Source organism: Spirulina subsalsa PCC 9445 (assembly GCF_000314005.1).
In the GTDB taxonomy this organism is placed as follows: Bacteria; Cyanobacteriota; Cyanobacteriia; order Cyanobacteriales; family Spirulinaceae; genus Spirulina_A; species Spirulina_A subsalsa.
The window spans coordinates 2,435,156-2,451,442 of the sequence record NZ_JH980292.1 but is presented as its reverse complement, the minus strand read 5'-3'; the positions used below and the strand labels follow the sequence as shown (position 1 = coordinate 2,451,442).

The 16,287-nt window shown below is 46.8% G+C and carries 11 protein-coding genes, 1 tRNA gene and 1 CRISPR repeat array; of the genes, 4 read left to right on the top strand and 8 right to left on the bottom strand.

What is annotated here, in order from left to right; genetic code table 11:
- Nucleotides 1-19: 19 nt before the first annotated feature.
- Nucleotides 20-934, bottom strand: coding sequence for an N-acetylmuramic acid 6-phosphate etherase (gene murQ / locus SPI9445_RS0111390; RefSeq protein ID WP_017304875.1), 915 nt, complete (start codon nucleotides 932-934; stop codon nucleotides 20-22).
- 24 nt (nucleotides 935-958) lie between these two features.
- Nucleotides 959-1,372, bottom strand: a complete 414-nt coding sequence (locus SPI9445_RS0111385) for a DUF3110 domain-containing protein (RefSeq protein ID WP_017304874.1) — start codon at nucleotides 1,370-1,372, stop codon at nucleotides 959-961.
- A 252-nt stretch (nucleotides 1,373-1,624) separates the two neighbouring features.
- On the opposite strand from SPI9445_RS0111385, the gene SPI9445_RS25230 reads away from it, so the two are divergent.
- The 4 genes from SPI9445_RS25230 to SPI9445_RS0111365 all read left to right on the top strand — a co-directional run bounded on the left by SPI9445_RS25230 (nucleotide 1,625) and on the right by SPI9445_RS0111365 (nucleotide 5,334).
- A complete protein-coding gene (locus SPI9445_RS25230; RefSeq protein WP_052646670.1) occupies nucleotides 1,625-1,891 on the top strand; it encodes a hypothetical protein in 267 nt (88 codons plus the stop codon).
- A 7-nt stretch (nucleotides 1,892-1,898) separates the two neighbouring features.
- Nucleotides 1,899-2,180, top strand: a complete 282-nt coding sequence (locus SPI9445_RS0111375; protein ID WP_017304872.1) for a hypothetical protein — start codon at nucleotides 1,899-1,901, stop codon at nucleotides 2,178-2,180.
- Between the two features lie 220 nt (nucleotides 2,181-2,400).
- Nucleotides 2,401-3,801: an amidohydrolase family protein gene (locus SPI9445_RS0111370; protein WP_017304871.1), complete on the top strand. Its 1,401-nt coding sequence runs from the start codon at nucleotides 2,401-2,403 to the stop codon at nucleotides 3,799-3,801.
- Nucleotides 3,802-3,930: 129 nt separating this feature from the next.
- The gene (locus tag SPI9445_RS0111365; protein WP_017304870.1) at nucleotides 3,931-5,334 is read left to right on the top strand and encodes an amidase; all 1,404 of its coding nucleotides are present in this window, start codon (nucleotides 3,931-3,933) and stop codon (nucleotides 5,332-5,334) included.
- A 334-nt stretch (nucleotides 5,335-5,668) separates the two neighbouring features.
- A CRISPR array of direct repeats spans nucleotides 5,669-9,073; the repeat unit is 37 nt; unit sequence CTTGAAATAATGTATAATGCCTATTAGGAATTGAAAC.
- A 50-nt stretch (nucleotides 9,074-9,123) separates the two neighbouring features.
- Here SPI9445_RS0111365 and SPI9445_RS0111355 read toward each other — a convergent pair.
- The 6 genes from SPI9445_RS0111355 to SPI9445_RS0111330 form a co-directional block, all read right to left on the bottom strand.
- A tRNA-Ser gene (locus tag SPI9445_RS0111355) sits at nucleotides 9,124-9,208 on the bottom strand.
- A 275-nt stretch (nucleotides 9,209-9,483) separates the two neighbouring features.
- Nucleotides 9,484-10,329, bottom strand: a complete 846-nt coding sequence (locus tag SPI9445_RS0111350) for a mechanosensitive ion channel family protein (RefSeq protein ID WP_017304869.1) — start codon at nucleotides 10,327-10,329, stop codon at nucleotides 9,484-9,486.
- A 225-nt stretch (nucleotides 10,330-10,554) separates the two neighbouring features.
- On the bottom strand, nucleotides 10,555-12,678 hold the full coding sequence (gene glgX, locus SPI9445_RS0111345) for a glycogen debranching protein GlgX (protein ID WP_017304868.1): 2,124 nt from the start codon (nucleotides 12,676-12,678) through the stop codon (nucleotides 10,555-10,557).
- A 132-nt stretch (nucleotides 12,679-12,810) separates the two neighbouring features.
- Nucleotides 12,811-13,599 (bottom strand): ATP-binding cassette domain-containing protein, encoded by a 789-nt coding sequence (locus SPI9445_RS0111340; RefSeq protein WP_017304867.1) that lies wholly within the window; start codon nucleotides 13,597-13,599, stop codon nucleotides 12,811-12,813.
- A 119-nt stretch (nucleotides 13,600-13,718) separates the two neighbouring features.
- Nucleotides 13,719-14,936, bottom strand: coding sequence for an amino acid ABC transporter permease (locus tag SPI9445_RS0111335; RefSeq protein WP_017304866.1), 1,218 nt, complete (start codon nucleotides 14,934-14,936; stop codon nucleotides 13,719-13,721).
- Nucleotides 14,937-14,941: 5 nt separating this feature from the next.
- The gene (locus SPI9445_RS0111330) at nucleotides 14,942-16,117 is read right to left on the bottom strand and encodes an amino acid ABC transporter permease (RefSeq protein ID WP_017304865.1); all 1,176 of its coding nucleotides are present in this window, start codon (nucleotides 16,115-16,117) and stop codon (nucleotides 14,942-14,944) included.
- Between the last annotated feature and the right edge of the window lie 170 nt (nucleotides 16,118-16,287).

Here is a 16,287-nt window from a genome sequence, read left to right as displayed (position 1 = left end):
GGGTTAAGGGAAACAGGAATTAATGTGAGTGGCTTTGGAGGGCTTGGCGCAGTTGACCCTGATGTTGGTTGAGGAGTTGTTGTCCTTGTTCGGGACTGACTTGGGTCCAGTGCATGAGTAGGGCGAGTTTGACGCGCTGACCACTGCGGTTGAGGAGGTCGGCGGCTTGGGGGCGGTCGAGGTCGGTGAGGTCTTGGAGGATGCGGAGGGCGCGATCGCGTAATTTCTGATTGGTCACGGAAACATCGATCATGCGGTTGCCGTAGACTTTGCCTAATTTCACCATTACCCCGGTTGAGAGGATATTTAAGGCCATTTTGGTCACGGTTCCGGCTTTGAGACGGGTAGACCCGGCTAGGATTTCAGGCCCCACTAACAGGCGAATATCTACATCCACCTCGATGGGGACTTGTTCGGCGGGAACACAGGCTAAAAATAAGGTGGTCGCGCCTCGTTTTCTGGCTTCGGCGATCGCACCATGAACATAGGGGGTAGTTCCTCCGGCCGTAATCCCTAACACGACATCCTGTTCTGTCACCTCAACCGCCGCTAAGGCCGCCGCCCCATCTTCTGCCCGATCTTCTAGGGCTTCTGAACTCTTCACCAGAGCGGCCTCTCCCCCCGCTAGAATGCCCTGTACCCACTCCGGGGGGGTGCAGAAGGTGGGGGGACATTCTGCCGCGTCTAGGACTCCTAAACGGCCACTGGTGCCGGCTCCGATGTAGAATAAACGCCCCCCTTGACCCAGGGCTGCACTGGTGAGATCAATGGCTTGGGCTAAAGGGTGACGGGCTTGGGCGATCGCCTCTAGGGTTTTATAATCTTCTTGATTAAACAAATCGACTAACTCCAGCGTCGTGAGTTGGTCTAAGTTTTGACTATTGGGGTTATTCTGCTCTGTGAGCAAATGACCCCGGGATTCTAAATTAAGCATAATTAAACGGGAGGTTGTCTTACTTTACAATAGCCCTTCAAGTTGGCGACGAATGGCATCGAGTTGTTCTGACGGGATTTCCTCCTCGGACTCAGAAGGAGGGGCAAACGGTGACGCTTCGGCGTTTTTTTCCTGTTCTAGTTCCCAATCTGTCCGTTTTACGTTCGCCTCGGGGGGAAGTTCTAACTGCCCGCTTTCTACCAGTTCCCATTCATACCCCGCCTCTTGACAAAATTCCTCGATTTCTTCAAAGGGGAACCCTTCTACTGTCGGCACGGGGAAATCCTGAGCCTCTAACATCAGAGCATAGCGGGTCGCATCGTCTTCTGTTTCAAACATCAAGATTTTATTGCGATCGCCCACTTGCAGGGAATGAATCCCCTCATTATCCGTTCCAGCGTTAATCAAGAGAATATAAATTTGTTTCGGTGCAAGCATCAGTCTTGGAGTTAGCGCGAGACAGTTTTCCCTTTTTAGCTTAACCTGCAAGGTGTCGTTCTGTCGCCGTTCGGGAGTCGGGGAATTCATGTTCCCTATAAACAACTCCCATTTCTTGGGGTTTGGTTTGCCTTAACCAAGTTGTCTGGGCTTGTTGGGTTTAACTCACTTCCTGAACCCGTTAGATGGGTTGCTATCCTAGAGCCTAGGAATAGTAGGATAATGTTTTTCGCTAAATCTTTAACTAAAACCATGACAGATTCCCCTCCCCCCCGCAATATTCTAAGCTGGAAAAGCTACCGCAGTATATTAAGCATTGGCAGTGTCGGCAGTGTATTAAGCATTGGCAGTGTCGGCAGTGTATTAAGCATTGGCAGTGTCGGCAGCATCTTAAGTGTATTCAGTGCGGGGAGTCTGTTAAGTGTGTTAAGTGCTGGGAGTCTTTTAGGGGTTCTTAGTGTTGGTAGTATTTTAACACTGATGGGTTTAGTTAAGTTAAAAGGAATGCTGGGGGTCTAACATAATCATGATGAAAAGTCAAGACTATGGACAATTTCGCCTAGAAATTCATGAGGGGGGAAAAGTTTATATTGAGTTTTTACCTACAGAAGAACGCTATTTTTTGGGTCAAGGATTGGGAGACTTTGGCGAAGGATTTTCTGAGGAAATTTCAGCCCATGTCCTAGAGACAGTTTGCTGCTATTTAGATGCCATTGAAGTGACGGATCTTCCTCGGGAGTCTTTAGGGAATATTTATCAGGAAGCTTTACAAGTTCAAGCGGAAACAGCTGATCTAGCCAATGATTAATTGACATGAACCTATTATACAACTTATACAATATCTAGGGATAAATCGTCACTCCTTAGTAAATGATTGTTGGTTAATTTTCGAGGCATCGAACCCCTCAATTAACCGTCTTTCATCCCGACACTGACATTCGTACAGTGCGGGGCTTCCCGACGATGAGCTAACTTGTTAAGATAGACCTAACTTTGGTCGCTTATTTAAGGAACAGGGGACGTTTAGCGTGACTTTTACCATTCAACAGGCACTCATCGCCACAGAGGGAGGATATGGTCGGATTGATGTTCAAATTGAAGGAGATCGGATTAAGGCCGTCGCTCCCCAATTAGATCCCGTCGGTACAGTTGTAGAGGGAACAAATAAACTCCTGTTACCGGGTTTTGTCAATGCCCATACTCACTCCTCGGAAATGTGGCAACGGGGCATGATTCCCCCCTACCCGTTGGAATTATGGATTGGGGAACTGCACGAATTTTCCCCCCTCAATCCAGAACAAATCTATTTGAGTGCCTTGGCCACAGCCCTAGAAACGCTGCTTTCTGGGGGAACTTGTGTGGTGGATCATTTAGTCTTGATTCCGGGGCAGGAAGTGGAAACTGTCGAAGCGGCCGTTAAAGCGTATCGAGAAATTGGCATCCGGGCGTTTATCGGCCCGTTGATTCAAGATCAAGCCCTAGCTTCTGGGATACCGGATGGGGGAGTCGGGCGGGAACATGGTCAATTTTACTGCACTACAGAGCAAGTTCTCGCCATGATGGAGACGGTGGTGAAACGGTTTCATCGACCGGAAGAGGGAATTAGTATCATGGTGGCTCCTACGGGGATTCAACTGTGTTCGGATGAGTTATTTAAGGGCTGTATTGAATTAAGCGATCGCCATAATCTCTGTCGTCATGCTCATTTACTGGAAACTAAAGCCCAGAAACTCCTTGCTGATGAGAAATATGGGGTCAGCGCTGTAGAACATCTCCACCGGATTGGGTATCTTAATGAGCGCACCTCTTTAGCCCATTGTGTCTGGTTAGAAGAACGAGATATTGAAATTTTGGCAGAAACTGGCTCAACGGTGGTTCATAATCCCCTCAGTAACTTGCGCTTGGGCAGTGGGATTGCTCCCCTGTTGAAATACCGCCAAGCAGGGGTAAATGTATCCTTTGGCTGTGATGGTGCCGCCAGCAATGATGGTCAAGACCTCCTCGAAGCGATTAAAATTGGCTCAATGCTGCACAATATCACCGACGCGGATTATCGACACTGGATTACCCCTCGCCAGTCGGTAGAAATGGCGGCCTTGGGGGGAGCAACGGGGTTAGGCAGGGGGGCGGAAATGGGATCCCTAGACGTGGGGAAAAAAGCCGATTTAGTTCTCTATGACCTCACCAGTTTATCTCTCCTGCCCCGTACCGATCCCATCGGTTTATTGGTGACAGGTCGCCCGACCCAAGCGGTGGCCGATGTCTGGGTAAATGGCGATCGCATTGTCAGCAACGGACAGTCTACCCGCCTAGACCTGGACACCTTACGCCAGAATCTCCTGCAATATGGGGAATGGACGACTAACCGCCAATCTAGCAATATTGCTCAAATGGAAGCTCATTATCGTCAAGTGATGGGCTTGTCTTGAGATTTGATCCCGGTTTTGGGGATTGAGTCAGAAAAACCAAAAGATATCCCCAAAGCGGGCATTTTTCCCCCTTAATCCTTAGTAATTCTCACCCTATCCCTCCCTCACCCTCCTGGTGAAACTTTCCCCATGAATGACACTGATCTAGCCTTTACCTCTGCCTTAGAACAAGCCCAACTCATCCGCACTGGTGAGGTTTCCCCCTTAGAACTCACTCAATTTTACTGCGATCGCATTGCCCAACTCAACCCCCATCTCGGCAGTTTCTTCTATGTGGCCGAGGAACAAGCGATCGCCGAAGCCCAAGCCAAAACCGAACAACTCCGCCAAACCAACCCCCAAGACTTACCCCCCTTTTTTGGCGTCCCCACCGCGATTAAAGACCTAAACCCCGTCGCCGGGATGCCCTTCACCTGTGGCAACCTCGCCATGAAAGACAACATCGCCAGTTACGATGATGGCATTGTCCAGAAACTGAAAGGAGCCGGATTCACGATTTTAGGTAAAACCGCCTCCTCCGAATTTGGGGCCTGGCCCTACGTCGAACCCCCCGGATTCCCCCCCAGTCGTAACCCTTGGAACTTAGACCACACCTCCGGCGGCTCCAGTGGGGGGGCAGCCAGTGCCGTGGCCGCTGGCCTCTGTGCCGTAGCGCAAGGTTCCGATGGAGGCGGTTCCATTCGCACCCCGGCCGCCTGTTGTGGCATTGTGGGGCTAAAACCTAGTCGCGGCCGCGTCACCCACGCCCCGGCCGGAGATTACCTGAACGGCATCGCCACCGATGGGATATTAACCCGCACTGTTGCCGATGCTGCCGCCCTCTTAGACGTAATGAGTGGTTATGTAGTAGGGGATCCCTATTGGTTGCCTGCTCCCCCCCAGCCCTTTCTTGAAGCCCTGAACCACCCTCCCCAGTCCCTACGCATTGCCTTTTCAACCCAGATTACCCCCATTGGTCCGGCCAGTGAACCGGGTCAACAGGCCGTTAGGCAAACCGTGCAGCATTTAGCGGAAATGGGACACCATCTCACCGAAGCGAGTCCTGATTTCACCGGATTAACCGAACCCTTTATCCGAGTCTGGCAAGCGGGAACCGCCTTCTCTGGGCTACCGCTTGAGGCCTTAAGCCCCATGAATCAGTGGTTAGTGCAACAGGCAGGCAGTGCGGGGGACTATTTACAAGCGGTGCTGCAAATGCAGGTGATTGCCCGCCAAATTGTCGCCTTTTTCGAGTCTTTTGATCTGTTGGTTTTACCCGTTCATCTTCATGCTCCCCCTCGGGTGGGGGAATGGGCGGATCTCAGTCCTGAAGCGACTTTAGAGAAGATTATTCAGTGGATTGCGCCCTGTCCGGGGGTGAATGCGGCGGGTTTACCTGCGATCGCCCTCCCAGTCCTGTTTGACCCCCAAGGTTTACCCGTCGGCGTTCAACTGATCGGGAAACCTGCCGATGATGGGACTATTTTGGCTGTTGCCGCTCAATTAGAACAGCGTCAACCTTGGATTCAAAACCGCCCTGTGACGGGTTCCTAAGTTCGCTAGGGCTTAGGGAGTCGGGAAAAATAATCAATTCTCCCCTGCTCCCCTGCTCCCCTGCTCCCCGTTCCCCGTTCCCCGTTCCCCGTTCCCTATTACAATTTAGCGCGACGGGGTGGGTGTTTTTTTTGCAGGATCTGGAAAAATGGCTGAAACTCAAAGAGGGTCTGGGTTTCAATGGCTTTGTGTTTCGGAGACTGTCGCGCACCTTACAGGGCAAGGGTTTCAGCCGTTTCTTGTCTTTTCCGGAAGGCTGTGTTATAGTTTGAGGGTGGGTGTCGCGCAAGTCAAGCGGGAAACTCCCACAGGGTCAGGGTTTCAGAGTGCCGCTCTTGAAATAATGTATAATGCCTATTAGGAATTGAAACCTGAAATATTTAGAGCCATGAAAAATAACCTCTAGCTTGAAATAATGTATAATGCCTATTAGGAATTGAAACGGCAAATCTTCCTACCAACTCCAACAAACTTTAAACTTGAAATAATGTATAATGCCTATTAGGAATTGAAACGGCCAGTGGAGGGCTTTCTGAACTGTCTGGATTTCTTGAAATAATGTATAATGCCTATTAGGAATTGAAACCTCACAGCCGAGATAGGCTGGAGAAGCGCGAAGACTACCACTTGAAATAATGTATAATGCCTATTAGGAATTGAAACTCACCTCCTCTATCTTCTCGTAGCAATACTCAACCTTGAAATAATGTATAATGCCTATTAGGAATTGAAACTTGCTCATTACCCCGACGACGGCGGCTGACCTCCTTGAAATAATGTATAATGCCTATTAGGAATTGAAACTGAGCTTGAGCGGGATTTTGTAACAATAGATTTATACTTGAAATAATGTATAATGCCTATTAGGAATTGAAACGAAGGTCTTGCCGACCAACTTACAGACCTCGGATTCTTGAAATAATGTATAATGCCTATTAGGAATTGAAACTTGCAGGTGCCTAAATCCTCCATCAGTTCACTTACCGATGCTTTAGCTTGAAATAATGTATAATGCCTATTAGGAATTGAAACTTGCAGGTGCAACGGTAAGTGGTAGATAAGATTTCTTGAAATAATGTATAATGCCTATTAGGAATTGAAACACCGTACAAGAGGGCTGCATCCTCCGGGTAAACTTGAAATAATGTATAATGCCTATTAGGAATTGAAACCGAGGTCTTCCCACCTCCCCCCGTTGGTGTATTGGAAGCTTGAAATAATGTATAATGCCTATTAGGAATTGAAACATATCCAAAACCGCGCCCCTCCTTACAATCCTCAATCTTGAAATAATGTATAATGCCTATTAGGAATTGAAACACTGATATTTGCTTGTAAAACTGCCCGCCGGGCCCTTGAAATAATGTATAATGCCTATTAGGAATTGAAACGCTTAGATATAAGCCACTGCTCCCATCGAATACTCCCCTTGAAATAATGTATAATGCCTATTAGGAATTGAAACTAACCTGAATAAAAAATCAAATAAAAATGCAATCTTGAAATAATGTATAATGCCTATTAGGAATTGAAACTGCTGCGGGGCAAAATTTAGATGAGTATAAAAGATTAAACTTGAAATAATGTATAATGCCTATTAGGAATTGAAACCTGCCGGGTCGCCCCCGCCCACGATTGATCTCCAACTTGAAATAATGTATAATGCCTATTAGGAATTGAAACAGATACATCCCTTTCTGTGTAGGTGCATTGAAAATATGCTTGAAATAATGTATAATGCCTATTAGGAATTGAAACATTCTACGGGGGAGGAAGATATATTAAACAAGATCCTTGAAATAATGTATAATGCCTATTAGGAATTGAAACCAATCAAGATGATCTAGACACTATTAACTTGATCTTGAAATAATGTATAATGCCTATTAGGAATTGAAACTCCCGGATTTCCTCCACATCACGCCAGATAGCGTGTACTCCCCTTGAAATAATGTATAATGCCTATTAGGAATTGAAACCTATTAATTCTAGTTCCGATGCCATACCGTGTTTCCTTGAAATAATGTATAATGCCTATTAGGAATTGAAACATTCCAAAAGGAGACGCACAATGAACGCTAAAGACTTGAAATAATGTATAATGCCTATTAGGAATTGAAACCCATTCCCCCTCGATTTGACCACGACGGGGGAAGCTTGAAATAATGTATAATGCCTATTAGGAATTGAAACGAGAGAGCGATCGCCAACGGAAGTAATAACCAAACTTGAAATAATGTATAATGCCTATTAGGAATTGAAACGCCGATATCTCCAGAAGCTGTAATCATAGTGTTATACAAAGCTTGAAATAATGTATAATGCCTATTAGGAATTGAAACTTTAGGCACTAGTCTAGATCCCGCTCAGTCCATTGCTTGAAATAATGTATAATGCCTATTAGGAATTGAAACCAAGAGGGCTTAGAGAGCCTCCTAGGGGCTTCTGCTTGAAATAATGTATAATGCCTATTAGGAATTGAAACCTACGAGAAACGGAAAAGCTTCTCCCAAATCGAGCTTGAAATAATGTATAATGCCTATTAGGAATTGAAACCTGAGAGTGTCTAGAGAGGGGATTTGGAGCGGTGTGCTTGAACTTGAAATAATGTATAATGCCTATTAGGAATTGAAACGACAACACGAACCTAGAGCGCGATTTCCAGCGAATCTCGACTTGAAATAATGTATAATGCCTATTAGGAATTGAAACGAGTCTTTGCATCGGCTCTCTCCTCGGCAAACCTTGAAATAATGTATAATGCCTATTAGGAATTGAAACAAAAAAGTTATGGATGGCTTAAATTAGGGAGGTTATTATGCTTGAAATAATGTATAATGCCTATTAGGAATTGAAACAATAATACGTTTCTGTAAGTTGGGTTAGAACTCTTCTTGAAATAATGTATAATGCCTATTAGGAATTGAAACCATGCGGTACAAAGAACCTACCTTAAACGGGGTTGAAGGAAAAGACTTGAAATAATGTATAATGCCTATTAGGAATTGAAACATCGAAATCTATGGAGATGGATACGAGCAGCAGCAGCTTGAAATAATGTATAATGCCTATTAGGAATTGAAACATACTTGGGGGGATGTTAACTACTAACAAAGGACATGAATCTTGAAATAATGTATAATGCCTATTAGGAATTGAAACTTGACTATTTACTTTCCCAGTGGCGCGCTGCGAATCTTGAAATAATGTATAATGCCTATTAGGAATTGAAACTGGAAGGCATAGACGAACCGAGCATAGTCGGACGGCCTTGAAATAATGTATAATGCCTATTAGGAATTGAAACCTATTTTCATATAGGCAGTCCTCCCCCCGATCCCTTGAAATAATGTATAATGCCTATTAGGAATTGAAACTCCATCCATTCCATCCATTCTCCGTTTGCCCATCGACTTGAAATAATGTATAATGCCTATTAGGAATTGAAACTGGACAAACTCGCTCCAGAGAGCAACCCGCACTAATCTTGAAATAATGTATAATGCCTATTAGGAATTGAAACGGGCTTGTATAAGGATGAAACTGACCACAATGCTCTTGAAATAATGTATAATGCCTATTAGGAATTGAAACTTCTTGGCCGAGCTTAAAAAAGGAGCGAAGGGCTGCCTTGAAATAATGTATAATGCCTATTAGGAATTGAAACTCCGCTCCCCTGAGCGCCCCAAATCAAACAACAGGCTTGAAATAATGTATAATGCCTATTAGGAATTGAAACTTGAAACCGAGGACAGCGCAGGCTGCCCCCACTTTGGTTAAGCGTTGATACGGAGAGGGTGGGATTTGAACCCACGGTACCTTGCGGTACACTCGATTTCAAGTCGAGCGCAATCGACCACTCTGCCACCTCTCCAAGGGGTTTTTCCCCGATGGCTTTCCTATAATAGCAAGCTTTTGCCGGAGTTGTGTAGGATCTGGGCGTTTTTTTTGGGAATAGGCAAGAGAGGGGAATAGTCGTGTGACACGGGCATTGCGCGACTCTGCCGCTTGGAGTGGAGGCAGAGTCTCCGAGAGGGCGTTACTTGGCTCCAGCCAAGTAACGAGGGTGACGATTACCTATTCCCTATTCCCCGTTTCCCACCCGGAGCAGAGTTATATTGCTACGCAACGCTTCGCGAACAGCAGACCCTAATTATTGTAGATATGAACATCCCGTTGTGGGAACGGAATATTAATTCCTTCTGCATCAAAGCGGCGTTTCATAGCTTCTTGTAAGGCAAAATGAGCCGGCCAATAGTCGGACGTTTTCACATAAGGACGCACGGCAAAATTAACGCTACTGTCCCCCAAAGATAACAAGCCAATCGTGTAGGCAGGTTCAGCTAAAACCCGCTCTTCTGCTTCCAAAACTTCCGTAATAACCTGTCTAACTTTGCTCAAATCATCACTATAACTCACGCCAAAAATCAGGTCTAAACGACGGATGGGTTTAGCGGAATAGTTGATGATGTTTCCCCCGGTCAAACTCGCATTAGGAATGACCACCATTTTGTTATCTGGTGAGGTTAAAATAGTGGTGAAAATTTGAATATCTTCAACCACTCCCCCAGTCCCTGCACCTTCGATATAGTCACCCACCCGGAAGGGACGAAACATGACCAATAACACCCCGGCCGCAAAGTTCGAGAGAGAACCTTGTAAGGCTAAACCGATAGCTAAAAACCCGGATGTGAGCGCCGCCACAATTGCAGTGGTCTGGATGCCTAACTGACCAAGGACGATAATGAAGACGAAAACTAATACGCCAAAATAGGTTAAGTTGACGGCGAAAGAAATTAGGGTTTCGTCTACTTCCGCTTTGCGGAGAGCGCGTCTAGTTGCCTTTTGAATAAGTTTAGCAATGCGCAAACCGATGAACAGAACAAGAATGGCAACTAATAACTTAATCCCAAATGTTGTTAGAATACTTTGGACTTGTAGCCATAATTGCTGGAGAGCATCCCCTTGAAGCATTGTATTAATATCGGGATTCATCAGAATTCACCAAGCGAAAATCAGCAACTGCACTATACAAGCTAACCGGAGAAAAGTCAATTTTGCCGGAATTCCTTTGAGTTTCCTAAATGTTAGCGATGGGGTTCTGTTGGGTTTCGCTTTCGCTACACCCAACCTACGCATGACTTTGGGTTTCCTAAATGTTAGGGATGGGGTTTTGTTGGGTTTCGCTTTCGCTACACCCAACCTACGAATGACTTACTGCTAAAGACGACGTAAAACGACTAAAGAACGGTCTACTAGAGTCAGTTCGTCTTCTCCTTGGTAAATTTTCCCCAGTTTGACCAGTTGGGTTAATTCGGTGTCAATGACGACTTGCCAGCGCCAATTTTGTAGTCCTTCGGGGATGGCAAAATCAAGGGGTTCGTGGTGAGCATTAAATAGCAGGAGAAAACTATCTCCGATAATCCGTTCCCCGTGTTCATCGCAGGCATCAAGTTCTTCTCCATTGAGGAAAATTGCGATCGCCTGAATATACCCCTCATTCCATTGATGCTCACTCATCTCCCCCCCATCGGGGTTAAACCAAGCAATATCATGCACCCCAGAACCGTGAATTTCTCGACCCTGGAACCAATTCCGGCGTTGGAATAGAGGGTTTTTATGGCGGAACTCAATAAGTTGTTTCGTAAATTCCAATAAATCCCGGTTTTCTGGGGTAAGTTGCCAATTTAACCACGAAATCTCATTATCTTGGCAATAAGCGTTATTGTTCCCCTTCTGGGTGCGTCCCATTTCGTCACCCCCCAACAACATCGGCACCCCTTGGGATAACATCAGGGTGACAAGGAAATTGCGGCGCTGACGATGACGCAAGGCCAGGATTTCGGGATCATCAGTTTCTCCCTCTTCCCCACAATTCCAAGAGCGATTATCTTTATGGCCGTCTTCGTTATCTTCCCCGTTGTCCTCATTGTGACGGTCGTTATAACTCACCAAATCGTTTAAAGTGAAGCCATCATGAGCGGTGATAAAGTTAATACTGGCGCTCGGTTTGCGGCCGTTGGACTCGTAAAGGTCAGAACTCCCGGTAAAGCGGGAGGCAAACTCCCCTAAACTGCTATCCTTCCCAGCCCAAAAATCCCGGATGGTGTCCCGATACTTGCCATTCCACTCCGACCACAACAGGGGGAAATTGCCGATTTGATACCCTCCCTCTCCCACATCCCAAGGTTCTGCAATCAGTTTCACGGTGGAAAGGACGGGATCTTGATGAATAATGTTAAAAAATGCGGCTAAGTTATTGACATCATACAGTTCTCGTGCTAGGGCGGCGGCAAGGTCAAAGCGGAAACCGTCAACGTGCATTTCTAGCACCCAGTAGCGGAGACTGTCGGTAATGAGTTTGAGAACTTGGGGATGGCGGACATTGAGGGAGTTTCCGCAACCTGTGAAGTCCATATAATAGCGGGGATTCTCTTCCACGAGGCGGTAGTAGGAGGCGTTATCAATGCCTCGGAGGGAGAGGGTCGGCCCCATTTGATTCCCTTCTCCGGTGTGGTTATAGACCACATCTAAAATGACCTCAATCCCAGCTTTGTGGAGAGTTTTGACCATTTCCTTAAATTCGGTCACTTGTTCCCCATTCTTCCCACTGGCACTATAGCCGGAATAGGGAGAGAAGAAATTAATAGTATCGTAGCCCCAGTAATTGGTTAGACCTTTGGGGACGAGGTGGCCGGGACGGGCTAGGAAGTGGTGAACGGGGAGGAGTTCCACGGCCGTGACTCCGAGGGATTTAAGATGGGCGATCGCCGCCGGATGAGCAAGTCCGGCATAAGTCCCCCGTAGTGCGGGAGGGATGTCCGGGTGTTGTTGCGTAAACCCTTTCACATGAACCTCATAAATCACCGATTCATGGGTGGGAATGCGTAGGAGATCATCCTCTTCCCAGTCAAAATCATCATCAATAACAATTCCCTTGGGCATCAGGTGGGCATCATTGTATTCCGAAAAGCCCATATCTTCATCGGCCATTTCCCAAGGGTAGCCAAAGATCGCCTCGTCGTGTTGAATCACTCCTGCGATCGCCTTCGCATAGGGATCAATCAGTAATTTATTGCCATTGAAACGATGACCATAACTGGGCAAAAACGGCCCATAAACCCGGTAGCCATAACGCTGACCCGGTTTTACATTAGGAACATAACCATGCCAGACAAAATGGTTGACCTCAGTCAGGGGGAGACGAGTTTCCTGATTCTGCTCATCAAACAGACACAGTTCAACACCCGTTGCATTTTCGCTAAACAGGGAAAAATTTGTCCCTTCCCCGTCCCAAGTCGCTCCCAAAGGATAAGATTTTCCCGGCCAAATTTTTAAGTCCATAGCGTTATTATTTGGTGCATTGAGAGGGTAACAGCCTATAGGATAACGCGATTAAACCCTCTCATCGAATACCGGACAGAACTCCCCTCAGAGACACCGAGGAGAGTTCTAAGGGGTACAAAACAGGCCAGCTTACAAAATTTGGGATAAAAATTGTTTACTCCGCTCATGTTGGGGATTGTTGAAAAACTCTTTGGGAGTGGCTTCTTCCACTAATAAACCATCGGCCATCAAAACCACTCGATCCGCCACTTCCCGCGCAAAACCCACCTCATGGGTCACACAGACCATGGTCATCCCCTCTTTGGCGAGGGAACGCATGGTATCCAATACCTCCCGCACCATTTCCGGATCTAAGGCGGAGGTGGGTTCATCGAATAACATAATTTTAGGCTGCATGGCTAAAGCACGAGCAATGGCCACCCGTTGCTGTTGTCCCCCAGAAAGTTGGCCGGGAAACTTTTTCGCCTGTTCCAAAATTCCCACTTTTTCCAACAACTGCATGGCAATAGCTTCCGCTTCGGCCTTCTTCTTCCGTCGTACCCAAATGGGAGCTAAGGTCACGTTTTGCAGCACCGTTAAATGGGGGAATAAATTAAATTGTTGGAACACCATCCCCACTTCCTGACGGATAGCATCAATATTTTTCAAGTCGTGGGACAGTTCAATCCCATCAATGGTAATGCTTCCCTTTTGGTAGTCTTCCAGTGCGTTAAAGGTACGAATAAAGGTGGATTTCCCGGAACCCGATGGCCCCATCACGACCACCACTTCCCCTTTATTCACCGTTAAACTGACCCCACGCAACACATGAAACTTGTTGCTGGCATACCATTTATGGACATCCTTGGCGACAATCACCGCGTCGGGTGAATTATCTACCATTTGATTCGACATTGTACTTGGTTGTTGACTGGTCATTTTATTTTACTCCTTAAGGGAACGGGGAACGGGGGAGCAGGGGAGCAGGGGGAGAGGGGGAGACGAGGCATTAAGACTTATTACCTATTACCTATTACCCATTCCCTATTCCCTGTTCCCTAATGTTCAGTATTGACTTTCTTTTCCACCCACCGACTGCTGGCAGACATGGCGTAACAAAAAACCCAAAACAGCAAACCGTTGTATAAATACACTTCGGAAAAACGTCCTAGAAATAGGGGGTTTGCCAGAACAGAATTACTAATTCCTAATAATTCCACTAGACCCACAATGGCTAATAACGTTGTGTCTTGGAACAAACTAATAAACTGACCCACAATAGCGGGAATGACCGCTTTTAACGCTTGGGGCAACACAATGAGAATGACCACTAAAGGGGTACTGAGTCCCAAGGCGCTGGCCGCTTCTGATTGTCCTCGGGGAACCGCTTGTAGACCCCCTCGCACATTTTCCGCGAGGTAGGCCGCACTAAATAAAGTTAACCCCACAATAGCGCGAATCACCCGATCCGGTCGCATTCCATCGGGAAGGAAGAGGGGAATCATCACCTGTCCCATAAACAACAGGGTAATCAGGGGAACTCCGCGCACCAGTTCAATGTAGGCAATGGATAGACCCTGAAACACCGGGAGAGGACTCCGACGGCCTAGGGCTAAAAGTACCCCCAAGGGGAAACAGATGACAATACTCACGACGGCGGTTAAAACCGTTAACATGAGGCCTTGCCATTCGTTGCTGGAGACGGGACGGAGGAATAAACCGCCGCCAATTAACCAGAGGGCGACAAAAAACAACAAAAGCCAGGTGGACGATACCCAAATCCCGAATTTTGGGTTTTTTCGTCCCGCTTGTTGTCCCACCCAACTAAATCCCACGACTAATCCGGTCATCCCGACTAAAAGGAGACGATTGGGGAGGGGGACCGGGAAGAGGAGACAGACGACAACGGCGCCGCCAATGCCGATTAAGATATTGCGACTATAGAGTTTCGCTACATTGCGGGCAATGGCTCCCCAAGATAAACCGGAGAGGGTACAAATTAGACCGAAGAGAACCCACAAGCGCCAATATTGCGATCGCGGATACCGTCCCACATTAAACAGTTGAATATTGCGGGGAATGACATCCCATTGCGCCTCGGTGAATGACCAACTCAGGAAGGTATAGGCAAAGTACCCCAAAATCAAGGCAATGATGACGGTAATTAAACCGTTATACCAAGGCGTAAATAGATTATTTTTAATCCAATTGGCGGGAGTGTCCCGCATCTCAGGAGGGGGGGCTAAATCCCCCGGAGGAGAACTTAAAGTGGTCATGGGTCTTATCTTTCCCGTAGTTGAGCAAGGCGGTTAAATTGGTTCATCACCACAGAAATTAACAGGTTGATGATTAAGTAAGTGACCATGATAATGATCATCACTTCCACCGGGCGACCTGTTTGGTTATAGGTTGTATTGGCCACAGAGTAGATGTCTGCATAACCAATGGCAATGGCTAAACTGGAGTTTTTCGCCAAGTTCATGTACTGACTGTTTAAGGGGGGAATCATCACCCGTAAGGCTTGGGGAAAGACGACTAAACGCATGGTTAAGCCGGAATGAATCCCTAAAGCGCGGGCGGCTTCCCATTGACCTTTTGCCACCGATTGAATACCAGCGCGCACAATTTCGGAGATATAGGCTCCGGTATAAACGACTAAACCCGTTACCAGGGCGCTGTATTCAATGGTTAAACGCAATCCTCCCTGAATGCTACCCGTGCCGGGGTCTACTTCTTGGGGAACTTGCCAGTTAAAGGGGAAGATAATAATTAATAAGGCGATAATGCCTAAACCCCAGAGGATATAGAGTTGATTTTGACCCGATTGGCCGCGCTCTACAATCAAGTAAGTTCGCCAACGCCAGAGGAAAAAGGCTCCAATGGCGATCGCAACCACCCCCCCCGCCCAAATCGCCAGATTCCAACTCACCGTCGGCCACGGGAGAAACACCCCCCGATTACTCAAATAAACACGATTCAAAAACTCCAAACGATCCGCCGGCCGCGGCAACTTGGTAAAAACCGCACGATACCAAAAATATAATTGCAACAACAGGGGGGTATTGCGAATCACCTCCACATAAACCTGGCTCCCCTTGCGCAGAAGCCAGTTTTCCGAAAAACTGGCGACTCCCGCCAGAATCCCCAGTAGCGTGGTGAGAACAATCCCCACTACAATCACCCGCAGCGTATTCACTAACCCCGCCAACATCACCTGACGGTAACTATCTACAGCCGGATTATAGGGAATAATACTTTCACCAATGGCAAAAGACGCTTGACTATCTAAAAAGCGGAATCCAAACACAACGCCAGACCGTTGCATATTCACGCTAACGTTATGGACAAGCACGGAACCGATTACCACCACAACTGCTAAAACAATTAATTGGACGGCAATCTTCCAGAAACGCTCATCTCGCCAAATTGGAATTTTTGCCTCGTTTTCCGTGGTCATGAATGTTTAAAATATTTGGTTCTAAAATCTTTATTTTAGCCCTCTTTGGCTAGGCTAAAAAAGAGAATTTGTGTAGTAGCAACTCTCACCCCCCAATCATGTTAGAACATTCCCCGCCATGACAATTTACAAAACTAACATGAAGTAGAAAACAGAATTCTGGGGAGGAT